Below are 17732 nucleotides of genomic sequence, written 5' to 3'. Positions count from 1 at the left end.
TTCGATTGCGGTCCTGTCATGCGAGTTACCAACGGCTCGCCACCCGAGAAAAGCGCCTGAGCATATCGTCGTGTCCCGATTGGATCTCCGCTTTCCAGATTGCCACTGACGTTTGACTGTCCCGGCGATGCTTCCGGTGAGCGGCTCCTCGCGGCCGAGCGCAGCCGTTTATCAACTGCGCGACAAGCCGGTGATACTTCGGCATCCACACAGTCAGATCGCGCCCGCCTCAGTTAGAGATGCCTCGGACCCGCCGCGATGCCTCCCGCATCCGTTGGGACTTCTGCTTTCCCAACCATTGCAGCGATTCGCGCACGACCTCGGGCGGAACCTCATTGAATGATGCGCTGCGAATCAGCGCCTCGCTTGCGGCAATGTCGTTGAACTGCCCCAGCCTGTTCTGCACGGATGTCAATTCCTTGACGGTGCGAGCGTGTCCGCCTTTGATAACGGGTTGAAAAAACTCCAGCAGGTACCTCAGTTTTTTGCCTGCCTTTCGAACGTCGTGAAGATCCTCCTCGTGGGTGTCCTCGCTGCGTGCAGCGCGTCTGCTTCGCTTTTGAAGTGCACGCCGCGCTAGACGGACACGCTTCTCGGCGAACGCCTGAATGGGTAGATTGTCGCAACGCGACAGCAGTGTGGTTTGCGCGCGAAGCAGGACATCGTTCAGAAACGCCTCGACATCGTCGCTTTTGATCATCGTCCGGCTATGCACCACCGCCTGCGCGCGCTTCTCGCGCGCCGCGGCCACCAGCAGTTCGATCGAGGCGCCGGACTCCTTGGCGGCTCTCAGCAGATCGCCTGCTATGTCCCAGTCACGGGTTCGGCCTGCCACGGCCGCAAGACGCTTGAATTCTTCGGTGGCTTGCGCGGTCGATTCCTCCCCGAGGTATGGAGAGTACGCCCAGTACAAAGCCCGAAGCTTTCTGAAAGCGACGCGAAGCTGATGAAACCCTTCTGCATCGCTCTGCGTGGATAGCTCTCTTGCCCTTTGCACGGCTTCGGCCACCACTGGCGCCGCCAGCGACGAGAAGGTACTGGCGATGGAACTCGTTTTTGAAAGTGATGAACCGGCCGTCCGGCGGTTGACTTTGAAGAGAGTGTTTGGCCGTGGCAAGGACCAGTCACCATCCATATCCATTGCAGCCTCGAGTCGGATAGAAAACTCATTTGCCGAGACCTTACCATGGCGACCTTCGAGCGCCGAGATTGTGACGCGTTGATGACATGCTTTAAGCTGCCGCGCGTCCGCTGTCCTCGCTTCGAAACATTACCGGCTTCTGCTTTCTGTATTAGGATGCTCAACTATGTCTGGCAACGCCCGATACGCCGCCGTGTGGTGCGCGTCTTGAGAGCATCTGGGGCACAAGTGGGAGTCCGGTTTGAAGAAACGCGCCACCGTGATCTGTCGCAGAGGTAAGCGAATCCTTCTGGTCGCACGTAGTCAAGCAAAGTGGGCTTTACCGGGCGGGATCCTCAAGCGTGGAGAACATCGCACGGACGCCGCACTTCGGGAACTCAAGGAAGAAACTCAACTATCCGGCAAGTCGGCCAAGCATCTCTTCGACTTCCGTGGCAAGCAGAAGCACCATCACGTGTTTTCCTGCGAAATCCCGAATCGGGCCAAAGCTCGCCCGAGTAACGAAATATCCAGGTGTCGCTGGGTTCACATGGACGAGATCCGTCGCCTCATGACCAGCGGGCCGACGACCGATATCGTGAAGCTCATGTATCAGCGGCGCAGGAAGTAGCCCAGACCTTCAACTGATACCCCGGTGTCCGGATTGCACTGCCAGGAACTAAACAAGCGAGGCCGGCGCACCAGCCTCGCTCAGAATTTCGAAAGCCCGAAAAACTACGCCGCGAACTTGAGCGCCTGTGCGAAATCCGCAATCAGGTCGTCGATATCCTCGATGCCCGCGGACAGCCGCAGCATGCCGTCGGAAATGCCCATCGCCTTGCGCGTTTCCGGCCCGGCTTCGAAAAAGATCGTCGGCGCGACGGGAATGATCAGGGTGCGCGTGTCGCCGAGACCGGTCGCCTTGACCGGCAGCTTGAGCGCGTTGACGACTTCGACCATGCGATCCACGTTGAGTAATTCGAACGACAACAGCCATGACGCGCCCTTGAACAGCGTCTGTGCGATCTCGTATTGCGGATGGCTCTTCAGGCCAGGATAGAACACGTTGCCGATCGCTTCGTGCCCTTCGAGAAACTGCGCGAGCGCGAGCGCATTGTCGCTGCTTTGCTTCACGCGCAAGGCGAGCGTTTCCGCGCCCATCGCGATCGAGTGCGCCTGCTCGGACGACAATGCCGCCCCCATGTCTCGCAGGCCTTTCTTGCGGATCTGCAGCAGTCCCTGATCCTTCGCCGCCGAACGCCGATAGTCGTCGGCGATGTTCGGATACGCGCTCCAGTCGAACAGACCGGTATCCGTCACCGCGCCGCCGAGGGCCGCGCCATGACCCGCGATAGTCTTCGTCAGCGAGTTGATGACGAGGCTCGCGCCGACCGCCTTTGGCTTGAACAATGCGGGCGAGGTAATCGTGTTATCGACGAAGTACACGATGCCGCGCTCACGGCACACGTCACCGATACCTTGCAGGTCGGGAATCTGCGTGCCCGGATTCGCGATGGTTTCGACGAACACCATGCGCGTATTCGGCCGGATTGCGTTCTTCACGTCGTCGACGTTGCACGCGTCGACGGTCGTGATTTCGACGCCGAGCCCCCGCAACGTGCCGAACAGACTGTTGGTGTTGCCGAACACGTAACGGCTCGACACGAGATGATCGCCCGCGCGCAGCAGCGTCAGGAACGTCGCGGTGATGCCGGCCATGCCTGTGCTGAAGCAGACCGTGCCGACGCCTTCTTCGAGGCTGGTGATCTTGCGCTCGAGCGCGGCGGTGGTGGGCGTGCCCTGCCGGGCGTAATTGAAGCCGCCTTTCTTCGTGCCCTGGAACACGCCGATCAGGTCCTCGACGCGCTCGAAACCATATTGCACGGACGTGTGAACTGGCTGACGCAAGGCACCGTGCTCGGTGCCCGCAATTCTGTCGCCGTGAACGATGCCAGTGGTGAAACCTTGCTTGTCCATTCCTTCTCCGCTTTTTTAGATCGATTGCTTCCAACCGATTATCACCTGTAACCGCTCGCCGGCGAAGTCCTTGGTGTCCCGTCCGGCGGCGCGCGACACCCCGAATGGGCAAAACCCGCTCCGCGATGTCGCGCTGCGGGGTTGACTAGCCTCGCTGGCACGAACAGGCTCTAAGTCTTCATCGACCAGCACGGGAGCGTACGTGGCCGACCCTGATCATCCTGGTAGCAAGCCGAGGACGGCGCACATCATCGCCGCGCAGGCGAGCCCGTGCGACGAGCTCGTCATCCGCACGCAGCCAATCACGACCGGCCGCCCGTGCCAGCGCAAGCGCCTCGCGCTGGCCGCGACGATCGGTGGTTCGAGCATGGCGTTCATCGATGGCTCCGTCGTCAACGTCGCGCTGCCGGCCATTCAGAGCGAACTCGGCGCGAGCGTCGCGGCGATGCAGTGGGTCGTCAACGCGTATCTGCTGTTTCTCGGCTCCCTCGTGCTGGTCGGCGGATCGATGGGCGACAAGCTCGGCCGGCGTACGGTGTTCATCGCGGGCGTCGCGCTTTTCACGCTGGCGTCGGCCGCTTGCGGGTTTGCACCGAATACGTTTGCGCTGGTCGCCGCGCGCGCGGTTCAAGGCATCGGCGCGTCACTGCTGGTACCCAGCAGTCTCGCGATCATCGGCGCAGTGTTCGACGACGCAGCGCGCGGACGGGCAATCGGCACCTGGGCGGGCGTCGGCGCGATCACCTCGGCCGTGGGGCCGGTGGCGGGCGGCTGGCTCGTCGACGCGTGGTCGTGGCGCGCGATCTTCTTCCTGAACGTCCCACTCGCGGCGCTGACGATCGCGCTCGCCATATCGGCGGTGCCCAACAGCCACGGGGCCGATGCGCCTGGACAGCTCGACTGGCCCGGTGCACTGAGCGCGGCCACGGGCCTCGCCGCGCTGACGTTCGGCCTGACCGAAGCATCGGCGCGTGGCTTCGCGCATCCGCTCGTATTCTGTGCGATTGGCGCCGGCGTGCTGATGCTCGCCGCATTCGTGACCATTGAGGCGCGCAGCCCCAACCCGATGATGCCGCTCGACCTGTTTCGCTCGCGCGACTTCGCCGGCGCCAACCTCGTCACACTGCTGCTTTACTTCGGCCTTGGCGGCACGTTCTTTTTCCTGCCGTTCACGTTGATCCGCGCGCATGGCTACACCGCGACCGAAGCGGGGGCGGCGCTATTGCCGGTGCCTTTCATCATCGGTTTGCTATCGCGCTTCACTGGCGGTCTGACTAGCCGCTTTGGTTCGCGCACGCTGCTGACCGTTGGCCCGGGCGTCGCCGGATTCGGGTTCACGTTGCTGGCGCTGCCGTTCGTGCGCGGCAGCTATTGGGCTGAATTCTTCCCCGCGCTCGCCGTGCTCGGGTTCGGCATGACGATCACCGTCGCGCCGCTTACCACGACCGTGATGGGCGCGGTGCCGAGCGACCGCACAGGCGTGGCGTCCGGCATCAATAACGCCGTTGCGCGCGTGGCGGGCCTGCTGGCGATTGCGGTGCTCGGCATCGTATTCGTGTGGTCGCACCACGCGGCGCTATCGGCGCGCCTCGACGAACTGCATGTGCCGCAAGATACGCGCCAGAGCGGGCAATTGCTGGCGCCGGTCGAGCAAGCGGGAGGGGCGGCGGGCGACTCGCATACGCCGCGCGAGACATCCGTGGCGCGCGCGCAAGCCGATGCGATGACCGACGCGCTGCGGGCCGTCGCGCTCGTCTGCGCCGCGTGTGCGTTCGCCGGAGCGGGGCTTGCGATGGCCACCATCCAGCCGCTGAAACGGCCGGCGGTGGCGCGCCCGGAGTGAGAAACGAAACTCAGTGGTGAACAGGCCGCACCGGGGACCCCGTCGGCCGGATCACCGCGGCCGCTCGCGCCTCGATTCTTGCCGCCGACGAAGTCGGTTGATGTGGCGCGCTGTCGTACCCGTTCATTTGTTCATCGATGACGAAATCCGCGACTCTCATCGCGTCCATCGAGTTGCCGTCCACGTCGTTCCACTCGCGAATCGCGCGATTGACCTTGGTTAGTGCGGTGACAGCAAGCAGTATGGCGTCGGTCTCGGTGATCTTGCCTTCGAGATCATCTACGAGGTAGTCCGCAACACGTAGAGCCGCGCCGATCAGATTGCTGTCGTCGCTCAAGTCCGTCAGTACCGCATGAACCACTGCGAGGCAAGCATCTTTGCGTGCAAGTGCGATGTCTGTCATGAGGTTCTCCAGAGTCGAAGTGCAAACACAATTTATTCCGGGTGCTCCCTGCATGTCGAATGCCCACCGCGAAGCCGCCACCGCGTTGCCTTTACCAGCGCTGGTGGACGTGCGGCGCGATATGGTGCTGATAGACATCCCGGACCCGTTGCATTACCTCGTCGGACAGCGGCGCGAGGCTCGCGGCCGAGACGTTCGACGCCGCCTGGGCCGCGTTTTTACTGCCCGGGATGATGACGGAGACGGCATCCTCCATCAGGATCCAGCGCAGAGCCAGCTGCGCCATCGAGGCGTTCACGGGTACCAGGCCGCGCAGTTCGTCGACCGCTTGCAACGCGACGTCGTAGGGCACGCCGGAGAACGTTTCGCCGACGTCGAACGCCTCGCCATGCCGATTGAATGCACGATGGTCGTCTGATGCAAAAGTCGAATCCGCGGACATCTTGCCCGTGAGCATGCCGCTGGCCAGAGGCACTCGCGCGATGACCGCAACGTCTTTCTTTTGCGCTTGCCTGAAGAACAGATCGGATGGACGCTGACGGAACATGTTGTAGATGATCTGCACCGAAACCACGTTCGGATATTCGATCGCCTTCAGCGCTTCTTCCACCTTTTCGACCGACACGCCGTAGTAGCGGATCTTGCCGGCGGCGACGAAGTCGTCCATTGCGTCGAACACCTCGGGACGGTAGTAAACCTCCGTCGGCGGGCAATGCAGCTGGACCAGGTCGAGCGTGTCGACGCCGAGATTCGAGCGACTCCGGTCGATGAAAGCTTCGAGCTCGCGCTTGTTCAGATAGCCGCTGGTCACATGCGGGTCGAGTCGGCGCCCGAGCTTGGTGGCGACAATCGGACGTTCGCCGCCTCGTTGCCGCAGCACGTCGCGGATGATCCGTTCGGAGCGACCGTCGCCGTAGACATCGGCCGTGTCGATGAACGTGACACCGTTGTCGAGCGCGGCATTTAGCGCGGCCTTGGCGTCATCTTCCGCAACACTGCCCCACGAGCCGCCGATCGCCCATGCCCCAAAACCGATTTCCGACACATTCCAGCCGGTACGACCAAATTTTCTCGTCGAAAGCGTCATTTCGATGCTCATCCTCTGTTTTTTTGCGAAGTTGCGTCGCAGGTGGTTTATTACCCTTGCGGGAGCGCCGGCGACCTTTGTACATAGTGTAGCAAGCGGACAGGGTCGTTGAAGTAGGGTATGCGTCCGGGCGGAATCGATGATCGCCCGCGCGATGCGATGAAGTATGATTTCCACGGCATCGAAGCGGCTGCTCCGACAACAGGACGTGGAACCCGGAAGAAGGTGCGTAATGACAACCAATGCAGGTTCTGACGGCATCGCGAACGACGGGCTCGGCGTCACGCGCACGAGTGCAGGGATTCCGGCCATCGCACCATCGCGAACCGCGCTTGTCGTCATGCACTACCAGACCGACATTCTCGGACTCTTTCCGTCGGTCGCGCCCGCCTTGCTCGCCAATACGCGCAGCTTATGCGACGCGGCCCGGGCCAAAGGCGTCAGCGTCTATTTCGCCAACCTCAGGTTCAGTCCGGGCTATCCGGAAGTCAGCCCGTTGAACAGGAATGGGCAGGGAATCAAAAGTCTTGGCCTCTTCCTCGCGGACCGGATCGCGCCAGAGTTGGGCCAGCAGGCCAACGAACCGCTCGTCATCGCGCATCGTGCGAGCGTGTTCTTCGGCACCGATCTGGAGGCGAAGCTTTCCGGGCAAGGTATCGATTCGCTGATCATGGTCGGCATCGCGTCGACCGGAGTCGTGCTCTCCTCGGTCGCGTACGCCAGCGACGCGGACTTCCGCCTGTATACGGTGAAGGATTGCTGTTACGACCCGGACCAGGTGGTCCACGAGCATCTGTTTTCTACCGCATTCGATTCACGCACAACGGTGCTGTCACTGGCGGATGCGTTACTGCTGCTCGCGTAGACCGATATCGCCAGCTCGATTACGTCTTTCCCCGGCGTTCCGTTGGTTTTGCGACGAATAAACCCCGCTATCGCACCGGCGCTTTCGGGCCGCCCGGCGTGACCGCGTAACCGTCGGTGCATGCCGTATTCGGCGATCACGATGAGTGACTCGCCACATCGGCATGTGATTTGCTGGCTGATACTGGAAGAGAAACCAACCGGATGACAAACCGTGGCGTCGAAGACAACGGGCATCGCCCCGCTCCAGATGTTCGAAAGCGTCGTCATCCGGCTGTACGACGGCGGCGTCCTGTCGCCGGCCGTGCTCGAACGTGTGATCGGCGCCTTCGCGCAAGCGGATGTCGACTGGCATGACACGGTGCAGGGCCGCTCCGTCGACGGTCGTTCACTGCACGAAATCGTCGCGCTGACGATGCTGCCGGGACAACCTGTCCGATCGGCATCGGCATCGTTCATGACTGTGATCGAACACATCGCGGGCGTCGCGCCGGATACGGACGAGAAAGCAGCGCAGCCAAAAACCGCGCGACGCAAAAAAACCGCGCCGCCCGTGGATGAAACGGACGCGGAGTCGGCGTCCGAATCGCAAGAACTGCTTGCGCAATTGTCGGGCGACGGACGATCCAGCAAGCGCCGCCGCGCGACCGAACAGGATCGGCCGGCGGGTTCGCGCGGCTATAACCCGTTCGTCAACGCACGGCCTCCGCGTTCGAAGAAGCCGTGACGCTGGTTGCCTTCGTCGACAGGAACGGTCGTTGGCATCGTCGTTCTGGTCGGCGACGAGCGGGGTGAGTTGCACTGACATCGTGAGGACGTTTCGCCGACGGGGCGTTGGCCCAGCCCGATTCCCCCGCTGCCGTACACTATCCGCTGGCCGCATCGCCCGCTGTCCGCCAGCTCCAACCCATGCCCACTCCACTCAGTCCCGCCAACTGGCTAATCGCCCGCCGCGATGCCGAAACCGGCATCGAGAGCCTGCGCGCGCATTTCGGCGGCCACGCCTACGATCCGCACGATCACGACGACATGTTGATCGGGTATACCGAGCAGGGCGTGCAGCGCTTCCAGTGTCATCGGTCGTTGCACACGAGCGTGCCGGGCCGCGCGATCCTGATCGAGCCCGGCGCGCTGCACGACGGTCACGCGCCAGAGGCGGCCGGCTTCACTTACGCGATGCTGTATCTGCCGCAAGCCTGGGTCGAGCGCGCGGCGCGGCGGCTCGATCTGCCGGGACTGGCCGGCGTCGAGGCGGCGTTCGGCCATACGCTGGTCGACGACCGTGCTCTCGTCGATGCGATCGGCCAGGCCTTCGCCGCGATTTACGGCAACGAGGCCCGGCTCGCGCGCGACCAGACTCTCGATCGTCTTCTGCTGCAACTCGGCGCCCAACTGCGCGATGCGCCGCTGACCGGCGACCCCGCCGCGTCGCCTGCGATCACGCGGGTGCGCGATCTGTTGTACGAACACATGGACGGCAATCTCGGGCTCGACGAACTCGCCGAAGTTGCCGGCATCGACCGGTTCAGGTTGACGCGTCTGTTTCAGCGCGCATTCGGCACCTCGCCGCACGCGTATCTGGTGCGCTTGCGCCTGCGCGCCGCGCGGCGCCTGCTCGCGACCGGCCGCACGCCCGCGCAGGTCGCCGCCGACGTCGGCTTCGCGGATCAGAGCCATCTCGGCCGCTGGTTTCGTCGGGCGTACCGCATGACGCCGGCGGCGTACCGGCAGATGTGCACAAACGTTCCAGACTGATCGCGCGGCATCGTCGATCATGAGCGGCTCAACGAGGAGTCGTCATGTTCGATACCAAAGTGGCGCTGATCGTGCGCAGCGATCTCGCGGTCTGGCAGAAGCTCAATGTGGTCGCGTTTCTCGCGACCGGTGTCGCGGCCGCGACGCCCGATGCGCTGGGCGAGCCCTACGAGGATGCCGCCGGGCACCGCTACGGCCGCATGCTCGGCCAGCCGATGATGGTGTTCGCCGCCGACCGGTTCGGTCTGCAGGGCGCGCATCGGCAGGCGCTGTCGCGCGAGCTCGGAATCGTGCCGTATGTGCACGCGATGTTTTCGACGGGGCATGACGCGGCGAATCGCGCAGTCTTTCGCGCCGAGGACGCGGCGAATCTCGATCTCGTCGGTCTCGCACTGCACGGACCGAAGAAAGCCGTCGATAAGGCCGTGAAAGGTTTGGCCTTGCACGAATGAGTCAACGAGTGCGCGAGCCGCTCGATTGTCGACGGTACTCGCGCCGAACTCTAAAAGAAAAACGTTTGCCGCGCCGGACGCGAATTGCGTTTAAACAAAAAAGGCTTATTCGGCGAATGCACGGGGGATATCCAAAGGGCATAGCTCAGAAAGGCACAAGTAACGCACCCCCTCAATAGCGGATCGTGCCGCCATCGTGGCAATGCGATTGCAAGTCGTTGTCGAGAAACGAATTGTCGGCGATTGCACCCGCGCGCTCGCCAACTCGTTTCAAATGGTTCTTTGCGAAAACGGCTTTCTACAGCACGGACATGCTCGCAAGAAATCCTTGCATATACGTTTCATCCTGAATTTGACCTCAGTCAGAATTGAACCTGTTGATGTTACACTGCAAGCCGCTGGAGCCATTCTGGCAAAGGGCTTTGGTGTTTCCAGCTCAACTGTGGTTTGAAACGCGTCCACGACTTGTCGCCGGTGTCGTGCGTGCGGCAGCCATTCACTGGACTTCTCCAACACCCTGCTGCGTTCCCGGATTCCTCAGGTACTAATACCGTGTACTCTCAAACGCAAATCGACCCGGTGATCAGCTTCCGCAACTCGCAGCGCGAGCACGTGCGTGGGACGATCATTAACCTCCAGAGAAAGTCTTTGGTCATGGAGGTCTATAACCCCTATTCCATCGTGCAGGTCAGCGAGGTGTTAAGCGAGCTGAGCGTGCGCATGGGCACCAAGAATGCCTATCTCGGCAAGGCGGTGGTGGTGAGTCTGGTGAACACCGGTCTGACCGCGGTGGTTTCGCTGGCACTCATCGACGAATGGCGCGAGCTTAGCGTTCTGCCCAATGAAGCGAAGTCGGTCGGCCGGGAAGCAGAACTCTTTATTAGCGACTGGGACGCGCGCTTCAATATCCGGCGCGACTATCAGATCGTCGTGAACGAGATGCGCGCATTCCTGTCGGAAGTGTCACGCTGGGTGGAGCAGGTCGACCTGACCGAGAGCTTGCCGAAGACCGAAGAAGGCAGGCTGCGCGAGGACCTGTTCTACGAGCTCGCCACGCCGATCATGCTCAAGATCAAGTTCTTCCTCGACCGCCTGGAGGATGAGGCCGAGCGCGTCGACGCCGAGACCGCACCCGTGCATCGCACGTATGCGCAAGCGGCACTGCATCCGTTGCTGCTGCGCGCGCCATTCGTCTACCGCACGTTCACCAAGCCGCTCGGCTATGCCGGCGACTACGAGATGGTCAACCAGATCCTCGGCGATCCGCAGCAGGGACCGACCACATACTTCCAGATCGTCAATACCGCGTTCCTGCACGCGGCGGTCGCGACTGCGCACCGCAACCGCATCACGCTGCTGATCGACTTTCTGACGCGTCAGGCCGAAGCGGCGCGCGCTGCCGGCAGGCCGTTGCGCATCCTCAACGTCGGTTGCGGGCCCGCTTTCGAGATCCAGCGCTTCGTGCGCGAATATCCGCATCCGGAGCTGCTGTCTTTCGAGCTGGTCGACTTCAGCGAGGAAACGCTGGCGTTTACGAAGGACGCGATCGAAAGCTCGGCGAATGCCGCGGGCCATAAGGCCTCGGTGCAAATGGTGCATCAGTCGGTGCACGATCTGCTCAAGCGTAAAATTTCAACGGACCCCTCCGCGCGCGAATTCGACGCGGTGTACTGCGCGGGTCTGTTCGACTATCTGTCGGACAAGGTCTGCGCGCGTCTGCTGAGTTACTTCGCCGCTCGCACGCGAGCTGGCGGCCAGTTGCTGGTCACCAACGTCCATTCGGCGAATCCGGAGAAGTACGGGATGGAGCATCTGCTCGAGTGGTATCTGATTTATCGGAACGAAAGCGGCATGAGCTCGCTGCTTCCCGCCAACTCCACTGACCAGAAGCTCTACGTCGACCAGACCGGGGTGAATGTGTTCGCGGAAGCCACGATCCTCTGAAACCGTGTCGACATCCCTTTTCATGACTACCAGTCCCCTGCAGAGCGGCTATCAAACCGAGCTGGCCGACTTTCGCGTCACGTTCAGCCGGGGCGGCGCGTGCACGGCGATTGCGCTCGTGCTGCTCGGCGTGGGGCTGGATTACGCGCAGTATCCGCAGTATCAGACGTCGTTCGCGCTCGCGCGCCTGCTCGTGTCGTTGATGATCGGCGGTATCATCGCCTTGCTCGACACCAGCATGGGGCGGCGGCTTACTCCATGGCTGACGCTGTCCTGGCTGCTGCTGCCGCAGGCGATGATTTCATGGATGATCTGGCGCACCGATGGTGTTCTGTCGCCCTACTACATGGGCCTGAATCTGGCCATCTTCGCGTCCGGCATTGCGTTGCCATTCGGTCTGTGGCAAAACCTCGTGTTCGGCGTGCTGTCCTGCTTTCTGTATCTGCTGGCCTGCCTGTTGCCTCCGCATGACGGCGTGCCGCTCGGCACGATGACCGTCAATGTTCTGCTCCTTCTGTTCGCCGCTGCCGCAAGTGCCGTCTACACGTTTTTCAACGAACGCGTGCGCTTCATGCTGTTTCGCCTGAAGGCCGAGGTGTCCGAGAAAAACGCGGAGGTCTCCGCGAAGAACGCCGAACTCGAAGTGATCAATCGGCAGTTGCTCGACATCAAGGGTCAACTGCTGCAGCAGGAAAAAATGGCGGCGATCGGTACGCTCGCGGCCGGCCTGCTGCATGAAGTGAACAACCCGGTGAACTTTTGTCTGATGGCGATCGAGGTTGCGCTGGAAGAGCCGATCTCGAAGAAGGAGCCGGCACTGCAGGAATGTCTGGTCGATGCGCGGCAGGGCATGCAGCGGATCCAGCACATCGTGTCGGACCTGAAGACGTTCGCGTATCGCAAGCCCGGCGCCGAGGCGGAGCTGGGCACGCCGTTCCTGTTCGAAAAGGCGCTCGATTCGGCGATCCGGCTCGTCGGGCATGAATTGCGCGGCGTCACCGTCACGCGCGAGCTGCCCGCGGATACGCTGGTGCAGGGCGACGAGGCGGCCATCATCGGCGTGCTGATCAACCTGCTGTCGAATGCGGTGCTGGCGATGCGCAAGGCGGCCACGCCCGCGCCGGCGATTCACGTCAACGTCAGATGGACCGAAGACCGCCTGCATGTGACGGTAAAAGACAACGGGCCGGGCATCGCGCCGGAGCATCTCGCGCGCGTGTTCGAGCCATTTTTTACCACCCGCGAAGTGGGACAAGGCCTGGGCCTCGGGCTGTCGATCAGCTATGCGGTGATCGAGCGTCATGGCGGCCTGCTGTTTGCTGAGAGCGAGCAGGGAAGTTGGGCTTCATTCAGTTTCGATCTGTCGCCCGCACCCTGAGAAATACCATGAATGACATCCGACAGACACAGCCCACTCTTCTCTACGTCGATGACGAAGAGTTGGCCTGCAAATATTTCGCGCGCACCGTAGGTGCCGATTACGAGGTCCTGCTCGCGACGAGCAGCGACGAGGCGATCGCTATCCTCGAGCAGGACAACGCCCGCATCGCGGTGCTGGTCACGGACTTCCGCATGCCGGGGCGTGACGGTGGCGACCTGCTGCGCCAGGTGGCGCTGGAATATCCGCACATCGTGCGGATTCTGGTCACGGCTTATGCAGACGTCGAGATGTTATTGCAGACGGTCAACACCGGCGAGGTGTTCCGCATCCTCGAAAAGCCGCTGAAGCCGGCGGCAGTGCGCGATACGCTGCAACTGGCGTTTGATCGTTACCACGAACGCGCGATGCAGAATCAGCGCCTGATCGCCATCGACGAAACCCTGGCGTTCATCGCGCACGAACTGAACACGCCGCTCGCGGCGATCGCGTTGAACGCGCACAGCATCGAAGATCGCATCGACGCGGAGCGCGATGCGGAAGGCGAAATTCTCGGCGCCGCGAAATCGATGCGCGAGAGCGCGCAGTACTGCATGGCGGTGGTGTCGTCCTTCTGGCGCTCGGTCCACAACGGGCGGCGCCGGCAACTGGAGGGCGACGAGGCGCGCATCGAGAGTACCGCGCATGGGCTGATCTCGGCGTTGCTCGATACGTATCCGTTTACGACCGCGCAGCGCTCGTGGGTGCAGGTCGACGTCGACAGCGACTTTGCCGTGCTCACGCAGCCGAATTGCGTGGCGCTCGTGCTGTCGTCGCTGTTGTCCAACGCGTTGCGCGCGCTCGCGGATGTGCCGTCGCCGTCGGTGCGCTTTACCGTGACAACGGAACCCCACCCGAGCATCGGCATCTGCGACAACGGGCCGGGAATTCCGCCCGAGATCAAAGACCGCCTGTTGACGGACCCAATTACAACGCACGCGAAATCCGGGGGAAACGGCTTGGGCCTGATTCTATGCAACCGTGTCATGCAGTCCTGTGGCGGCGGACTCAGGATCGAGTCCACGTCGTGCGGAGGCACCACCGTAGTGCTGGATTTCCCCCATATCAAAGGTCAAACGCACAGGAGTTGTTGATGAACGAAGCAAAAGCCACAGAGGAGTCGGCGCCGGCGATCATCTTCGTCGATGACGAAGCTACCGCCGTAAAGTACTTCCAGCGTGCCATCGGAAGCCTGGCGCCGGTCCTGACTGGCGGCTCGGTGGAAGAGGGCAAGGCGCTGCTCGACGAGCACGGCGACAGGGTGGGGGTGCTGGTCTCCGACCAGCGTATGCCGGGCGAGTTCGGCAACGAGCTGCTGCGCTATGCGAGCGAGCGCTTTCCGCATGTCGTGCGGATTCTGACCACCGCGTATTCGGAAATCGATCAGACCGTCGCGGCCGTCAACCTCGGTCATATCCATCGCTACATCAAGAAGCCTTGGGACATCACGGCGCTGCGCATGGAGCTGAAGCAGGCGCTCGAGCTTGCCGAGCTGCGCAAGGAGCGCGACACGCTGGTGCGCGAGAAGCTGGGCGTGCTGCAAAAGCAGGTGGTCGCCACTCGCATCGGTCTGTTGCGTTCGCTGTCGGCCACGCTGATCGGGCCCGAGCGCTTTCAGCCGGTCGAGACGTATCTCGCCGCAGCGGTACTCGCCGACGTGCCGAACTCCGAGCCGGACTGGCTGCTGCAGGACTACTCCGATCTGATCGCGGCCGAGAGTGCCCGCAGCGGCGCGTTCGGTCATACGGTGGCCGCGCACCTCGCCACGCTGCGTAACCGTCACGGCAGCGCGAGCGTGACTGCGAGCGACGCACTGACGACGCTGGCCGGGGTATTTTCCGCGGCAGGCATCAATGTGCGCCGCGAAGGCGATGGTCTCGTGTGCGACCAGCCGGCCACACTCGCGGAGTTTCTCGCGGAGCCGGGCAACAACGCGGTGTCGAGCGGGCACGCGGTATGGCTGGCGAGCCTTCTGTGGCTCGACGGCAATGACGTTGCACTGCAGCCGGCAAGTGAAGGCAATGCGATCGCGTTCCGGCCGGCGCAGCGCGGTAGCGAGTTCGCCGCCGATCGCCTCGCCACGTGGATCGAGCAGTTCTGATTACCTTGCTTCAAAGGCGCGGCATCTGACGCGCCCATCCTGCTACCGGCTTCGCGCTGCAGCCCGCCGCGGCTAGCAGCGCGACGCTGATCAAGGCTCGCGCGAGTCGTTCGAATGTTTTTCCACGCTCCCAGACAGACAGCACGCCCTTTTCACCTCGACAAGCGTTGCCTTTCAGGCCTGACTTCTCAAGCCTGAACGCGCGGCGCGAAGCGCCGCGTACGAATCCACTTGGTCGCCACCCACTTGTCTCCCGAACGCAGCGGTGTGCTCGCATGCAGCGAACTCGGGTCGCACAGCCCAAAGCGGTTTCCATATTCGAAGTAGAGCGCGTGCCCGCGCTGCGGTGCGACCGACCAGCCAAGCTGCGGAAACACAGTCTCACCGCCGCCTTCGACATCTTTCAGATACATCAGCAGCGTGCCCATGCGCTGGCCGCTGCGCGCGATCGACTCGCGATTCGCTTCGTTGCTCGTCATCAGATAGTCGACGTGCGGCGTCGACTCCGCGCCTTCCTCATAGTGCAGCATTTGCAGGCCTTCGCCGTTCTCGACCGGGGTTGCCGTGAGTTCCGCGATGCGCGCCTCGATGCGCGAGATCAACGGCGTCTCGCCCAAACGGAAAAACATCCCGTGGCTGCTGCGATGACCGGCGATCACATCGCGGCCGGTCACTGGATCGACGACGGCCGACCGGTCGAGCCGCGGCTGTGCGAGCGCGATCAGCTGCTCGCATTCATCGGCACTCAGGAAATTGGCGATGTGCACGGCGGCCGGTCGTTGCAGCCGCGACAGCACGCGCACCTTGCGCTCGCCGAGTTGGATCAGCGGAGCGTCGGGCACGCGCAGCGACTCGGGCTGGTAGCTGAGCGGCGCGCCGCCGACTTCGAGCTTGTCGCCGGGCAGCGCTATACCGTACAGGAACGCCGATGCGACCGCATCGACCATCGCAGACGCGAGCTCGGCCGCGTTGTCGCGGCTCAACAGTTCGTTGACGATCGCCTGGGGCGCGACGCCGCGCGAAAGGTTGGCGGCGATCCAGTCGCGGACTTCGGCTGCGAAATTGACGGTGATGGACATCGGGGCGAGGTTGTGGGGTGTCGTGACAGTCGCGGCGCGCGCGACGCTGGCTCGCGATGATAGCGGACGATTGTGACGACTCTGGACGCACGGCCCGGTTGTCAGTTGGCTGTCGTCTGTTACCGCATATTGCGATGTCCCGCCGCGCCCATAACTCGGCCCATGCGGGTGTCCGCCCCCACGTGCCGCCCGATCGATGCCCCGGACTCTTCCAGCGGCCAACATGTTGCGCCCCTGTAACTCAAGGCCGGCGCAAGCCGGTTACATTCACGCATGCCCGTATTCAAGCTCTCGCCCCACTTCCTTACGTCTTCATAACAACACGTCCGGAGGCGTTCGACTGATGACAACGCGCGTGAACCATGGCACTTTTGCGCAGTCTCGTCAGCGGACGAGCTTCCAACCGAGTATCAACACCAATATCCGTTCCCGGAGATCAACATGAGCGAAACCGTGTCCCCGCCGCCAAAGCGCTCCCGACGCGGGCTCATCATCTTCGCGGTTGTCGTGCTCATGCTGGTCGCGCTCGTCGTGGTTCATCTGATGACGCGCAAGAAACCGGTGCGCGAGAACACGGCGATCGTCGTCACCGTCGCGCAGGCGACGCTCGGTTCGATGCCGGTCACGCTGAGCGAGCTCGGCACCGTCACGCCGATCGCAACCGTGACCGTGCTGCCGCAGCTGAGCGGCTATCTGACCGAAGTCGGCTATCACGAAGGCCAGGAGGTGCAAAAAGGCCAGTTCCTCGCGCAGATCGATCCGCGCCAGTATCAGATCAGCAAGCAGCAGGCGGAAGCGACGCTCGCGAAAGACCGCGCGTCGCTCGCGCAGGCGCGCGCCGATCTCGAGCGCTATACGCAGTTGAACGAACGCAAGTCGATCGCGCAGCAAACCTTCGCGGATCAGCAATTCCTCGTGCAGCAGGACGAAGCGGCGGTGAAGGTCGACCTCGCCAACATCGCCCAATTCGATCTCGACCTCGCCTATTGCCGCATCACCGCGCCGATCGCGGGCAAGGTCGGCTTGCGGCTCGTCGATCCGGGCAACTACGTGACCGCGTCGTCGTCGACCGGCATCGTCGTCATCACGACCGTGAAGCCGACCACGGTGCAGTTCACGGTGCCGCAGGATTCGCTCGCGTCGATCGTGCAGCGTCTCGCCACCGGCGCGAAGCTGCCGGTCACCGCGTATTCGAGCGATAACTCGCGCGAGATCGCGACCGGCACGCTGTACGCGGTCAGCAACCAGATGGCGACCGCGACCGGCACCGTCACCTTGCGCGCGACCTTCGCGAACGACGACGAAACGCTGTTCCCGAACGAGTTCGTCAACGTGAAGCTGCTCGTCGACACGATGCAGAACGCGGTGCTCGTGCCGACCGCCGCGGTACAGTCCGGCGCGCCGGGCGACTTCGTCTATCTGGTCAATCCGGACAGCACGGTGTCCGTGCACAAGGTCAAGCTCGGACCGAGCGACGGCAAGAACACGGTGATCGTGTCGGGACTCGCGGCCGGCAACCAGGTCGTGACGGACGGCATGGATCGTCTGAACGACGGCGCGAAGATCCAGCCGGCGCATCCGAAGTCCGCCGCCGGCCCGAAAGCGCCCGCCGCCGCGTCCGAAGCCGCGCCGGCGTCGAGCGCGGCGGCATCGCCTGCGCCGGCCGCGTCCGAAGCCGCCTCGTCATAAC

The 17732-nt window shown here is 62.9% G+C and carries 17 protein-coding genes; 12 read left to right on the top strand and 5 right to left on the bottom strand.

What is annotated here, in order from left to right:
- Positions 1 to 229: 229 nt before the first annotated feature.
- The gene (locus tag HDG37_RS33230; protein ID WP_184055056.1) at positions 230 to 1141 is read right to left on the bottom strand and encodes a CHAD domain-containing protein; all 912 of its coding nucleotides are present in this window, start codon (positions 1139 to 1141) and stop codon (positions 230 to 232) included.
- A 241-nt stretch (positions 1142 to 1382) separates the two neighbouring features.
- Between HDG37_RS33230 and HDG37_RS33225 the strand changes: the two genes are divergently transcribed.
- Positions 1383 to 1751: an NUDIX hydrolase gene (locus HDG37_RS33225; protein WP_090807757.1), complete on the top strand. Its 369-nt coding sequence runs from the start codon at positions 1383 to 1385 to the stop codon at positions 1749 to 1751.
- Positions 1752 to 1855: 104 nt separating this feature from the next.
- On the opposite strand, the gene HDG37_RS33220 is transcribed toward HDG37_RS33225, so the two are convergent.
- On the bottom strand, positions 1856 to 3097 hold the full coding sequence (locus HDG37_RS33220; RefSeq protein ID WP_184055053.1) for a cystathionine gamma-synthase family protein: 1242 nt from the start codon (positions 3095 to 3097) through the stop codon (positions 1856 to 1858).
- A gap of 202 nt (positions 3098 to 3299) precedes the next feature.
- Here HDG37_RS33220 and HDG37_RS33215 point away from each other — a divergent pair, with 202 nt between their 5' ends.
- Positions 3300 to 4940 (top strand): MFS transporter, encoded by a 1641-nt coding sequence (locus HDG37_RS33215; protein ID WP_184055051.1) that lies wholly within the window; start codon positions 3300 to 3302, stop codon positions 4938 to 4940.
- Between the two features lie 10 nt (positions 4941 to 4950).
- Here HDG37_RS33215 and HDG37_RS33210 read toward each other — a convergent pair whose 3' ends face one another.
- Together HDG37_RS33210 and HDG37_RS33205 are read right to left on the bottom strand one after the other, a co-directional pair.
- On the bottom strand, positions 4951 to 5481 hold the full coding sequence (locus HDG37_RS33210; RefSeq protein ID WP_260335195.1) for a hypothetical protein: 531 nt from the start codon (positions 5479 to 5481) through the stop codon (positions 4951 to 4953).
- Entirely contained in the window at positions 5435 to 6430 is a 996-nt protein-coding gene (locus HDG37_RS33205) for an aldo/keto reductase (RefSeq protein WP_184055116.1), read from the bottom strand. Before HDG37_RS33205 ends, HDG37_RS33210 begins: the two co-directional genes overlap by 47 nt.
- Before the next feature lie 232 nt (positions 6431 to 6662).
- Between HDG37_RS33205 and HDG37_RS33200 the strand changes: the two genes are divergently transcribed.
- The 9 genes from HDG37_RS33200 to HDG37_RS33160 all read left to right on the top strand — a co-directional run bounded on the left by HDG37_RS33200 (position 6663) and on the right by HDG37_RS33160 (position 14963).
- Positions 6663 to 7295 (top strand): isochorismatase family cysteine hydrolase, encoded by a 633-nt coding sequence (locus tag HDG37_RS33200; RefSeq protein WP_184055049.1) that lies wholly within the window; start codon positions 6663 to 6665, stop codon positions 7293 to 7295.
- Between the two features lie 213 nt (positions 7296 to 7508).
- Positions 7509 to 8021, top strand: a complete 513-nt coding sequence (locus HDG37_RS33195) for a hypothetical protein (RefSeq protein WP_409260263.1) — start codon at positions 7509 to 7511, stop codon at positions 8019 to 8021.
- 182 nt (positions 8022 to 8203) lie between these two features.
- Positions 8204 to 9049, top strand: coding sequence for an AraC family transcriptional regulator (locus HDG37_RS33190; RefSeq protein ID WP_184055048.1), 846 nt, complete (start codon positions 8204 to 8206; stop codon positions 9047 to 9049).
- 44 nt (positions 9050 to 9093) lie between these two features.
- Positions 9094 to 9501, top strand: a complete 408-nt coding sequence (locus tag HDG37_RS33185) for a DUF2000 domain-containing protein (protein ID WP_184055046.1) — start codon at positions 9094 to 9096, stop codon at positions 9499 to 9501.
- A gap of 208 nt (positions 9502 to 9709) precedes the next feature.
- Positions 9710 to 9952 carry a hypothetical protein gene (locus tag HDG37_RS33180; RefSeq protein ID WP_184055044.1) on the top strand — a complete coding sequence of 81 codons (243 nt, stop codon included), beginning with the start codon at positions 9710 to 9712 and terminating at the stop codon, positions 9950 to 9952.
- A gap of 101 nt (positions 9953 to 10053) precedes the next feature.
- The gene (locus HDG37_RS33175) at positions 10054 to 11445 is read left to right on the top strand and encodes a class I SAM-dependent methyltransferase (protein WP_184055041.1); all 1392 of its coding nucleotides are present in this window, start codon (positions 10054 to 10056) and stop codon (positions 11443 to 11445) included.
- A 22-nt stretch (positions 11446 to 11467) separates the two neighbouring features.
- Positions 11468 to 12823 (top strand): sensor histidine kinase, encoded by a 1356-nt coding sequence (locus HDG37_RS33170; RefSeq protein WP_184055039.1) that lies wholly within the window; start codon positions 11468 to 11470, stop codon positions 12821 to 12823.
- 8 nt (positions 12824 to 12831) lie between these two features.
- Complete coding sequence (locus HDG37_RS33165; RefSeq protein WP_184055037.1) at positions 12832 to 13956, top strand: hybrid sensor histidine kinase/response regulator; 1125 nt, start codon at positions 12832 to 12834, stop codon at positions 13954 to 13956.
- Positions 13956 to 14963, top strand: a complete 1008-nt coding sequence (locus HDG37_RS33160) for a response regulator (protein ID WP_184055035.1) — start codon at positions 13956 to 13958, stop codon at positions 14961 to 14963. The genes HDG37_RS33165 and HDG37_RS33160 overlap by 1 nt, the downstream gene beginning before the upstream one ends.
- A gap of 188 nt (positions 14964 to 15151) precedes the next feature.
- On the opposite strand, the gene HDG37_RS33155 is transcribed toward HDG37_RS33160, so the two are convergent.
- A complete protein-coding gene (locus HDG37_RS33155; protein WP_184055033.1) occupies positions 15152 to 16042 on the bottom strand; it encodes a 2OG-Fe(II) oxygenase in 891 nt (296 codons plus the stop codon).
- Between the two features lie 441 nt (positions 16043 to 16483).
- Between HDG37_RS33155 and HDG37_RS33150 the strand changes: the two genes are divergently transcribed.
- Complete coding sequence (locus HDG37_RS33150; RefSeq protein WP_184055031.1) at positions 16484 to 17731, top strand: efflux RND transporter periplasmic adaptor subunit; 1248 nt, start codon at positions 16484 to 16486, stop codon at positions 17729 to 17731.
- Position 17732: the final 1 nt, after the last annotated feature.

The sequence above is a fragment of the Paraburkholderia sp. MM5384-R2 genome, from assembly GCF_014201025.1.
GTDB classification, from domain to species: domain Bacteria; phylum Pseudomonadota; class Gammaproteobacteria; order Burkholderiales; family Burkholderiaceae; genus Paraburkholderia; species Paraburkholderia tuberum.
Note: the sequence above shows the minus strand (reverse complement) of the source record. Positions and strands in the feature narration are given on the sequence as shown.

Bases quoted from the DNA above. Each gene is read 5' to 3' on its own strand.
- HDG37_RS33230 (WP_184055056.1), bottom strand. From the start codon at position 1,141: ATGGATATGGATGGTGACTGGTCCTTGCCACGGCCAAACACTCTCTTC.
- HDG37_RS33220 (WP_184055053.1), bottom strand. From the start codon at position 3,097: ATGGACAAGCAAGGTTTCACCACTGGCATCGTTCACGGCGACAGAATT.
- HDG37_RS33210 (WP_260335195.1), bottom strand. From the start codon at position 5,481: ATGTCTATCAGCACCATATCGCGCCGCACGTCCACCAGCGCTGGTAAA.
- HDG37_RS33205 (WP_184055116.1), bottom strand. From the start codon at position 6,430: ATGACGCTTTCGACGAGAAAATTTGGTCGTACCGGCTGGAATGTGTCG.
- HDG37_RS33200 (WP_184055049.1), top strand. From the start codon at position 6,663: ATGACAACCAATGCAGGTTCTGACGGCATCGCGAACGACGGGCTCGGC.
- HDG37_RS33190 (WP_184055048.1), top strand. From the start codon at position 8,204: ATGCCCACTCCACTCAGTCCCGCCAACTGGCTAATCGCCCGCCGCGAT.
- HDG37_RS33185 (WP_184055046.1), top strand. From the start codon at position 9,094: ATGTTCGATACCAAAGTGGCGCTGATCGTGCGCAGCGATCTCGCGGTC.
- HDG37_RS33170 (WP_184055039.1), top strand. From the start codon at position 11,468: ATGACTACCAGTCCCCTGCAGAGCGGCTATCAAACCGAGCTGGCCGAC.
- HDG37_RS33165 (WP_184055037.1), top strand. From the start codon at position 12,832: ATGAATGACATCCGACAGACACAGCCCACTCTTCTCTACGTCGATGAC.
- HDG37_RS33160 (WP_184055035.1), top strand. From the start codon at position 13,956: ATGAACGAAGCAAAAGCCACAGAGGAGTCGGCGCCGGCGATCATCTTC.
- HDG37_RS33155 (WP_184055033.1), bottom strand. From the start codon at position 16,042: ATGTCCATCACCGTCAATTTCGCAGCCGAAGTCCGCGACTGGATCGCC.
- HDG37_RS33150 (WP_184055031.1), top strand. From the start codon at position 16,484: ATGAGCGAAACCGTGTCCCCGCCGCCAAAGCGCTCCCGACGCGGGCTC.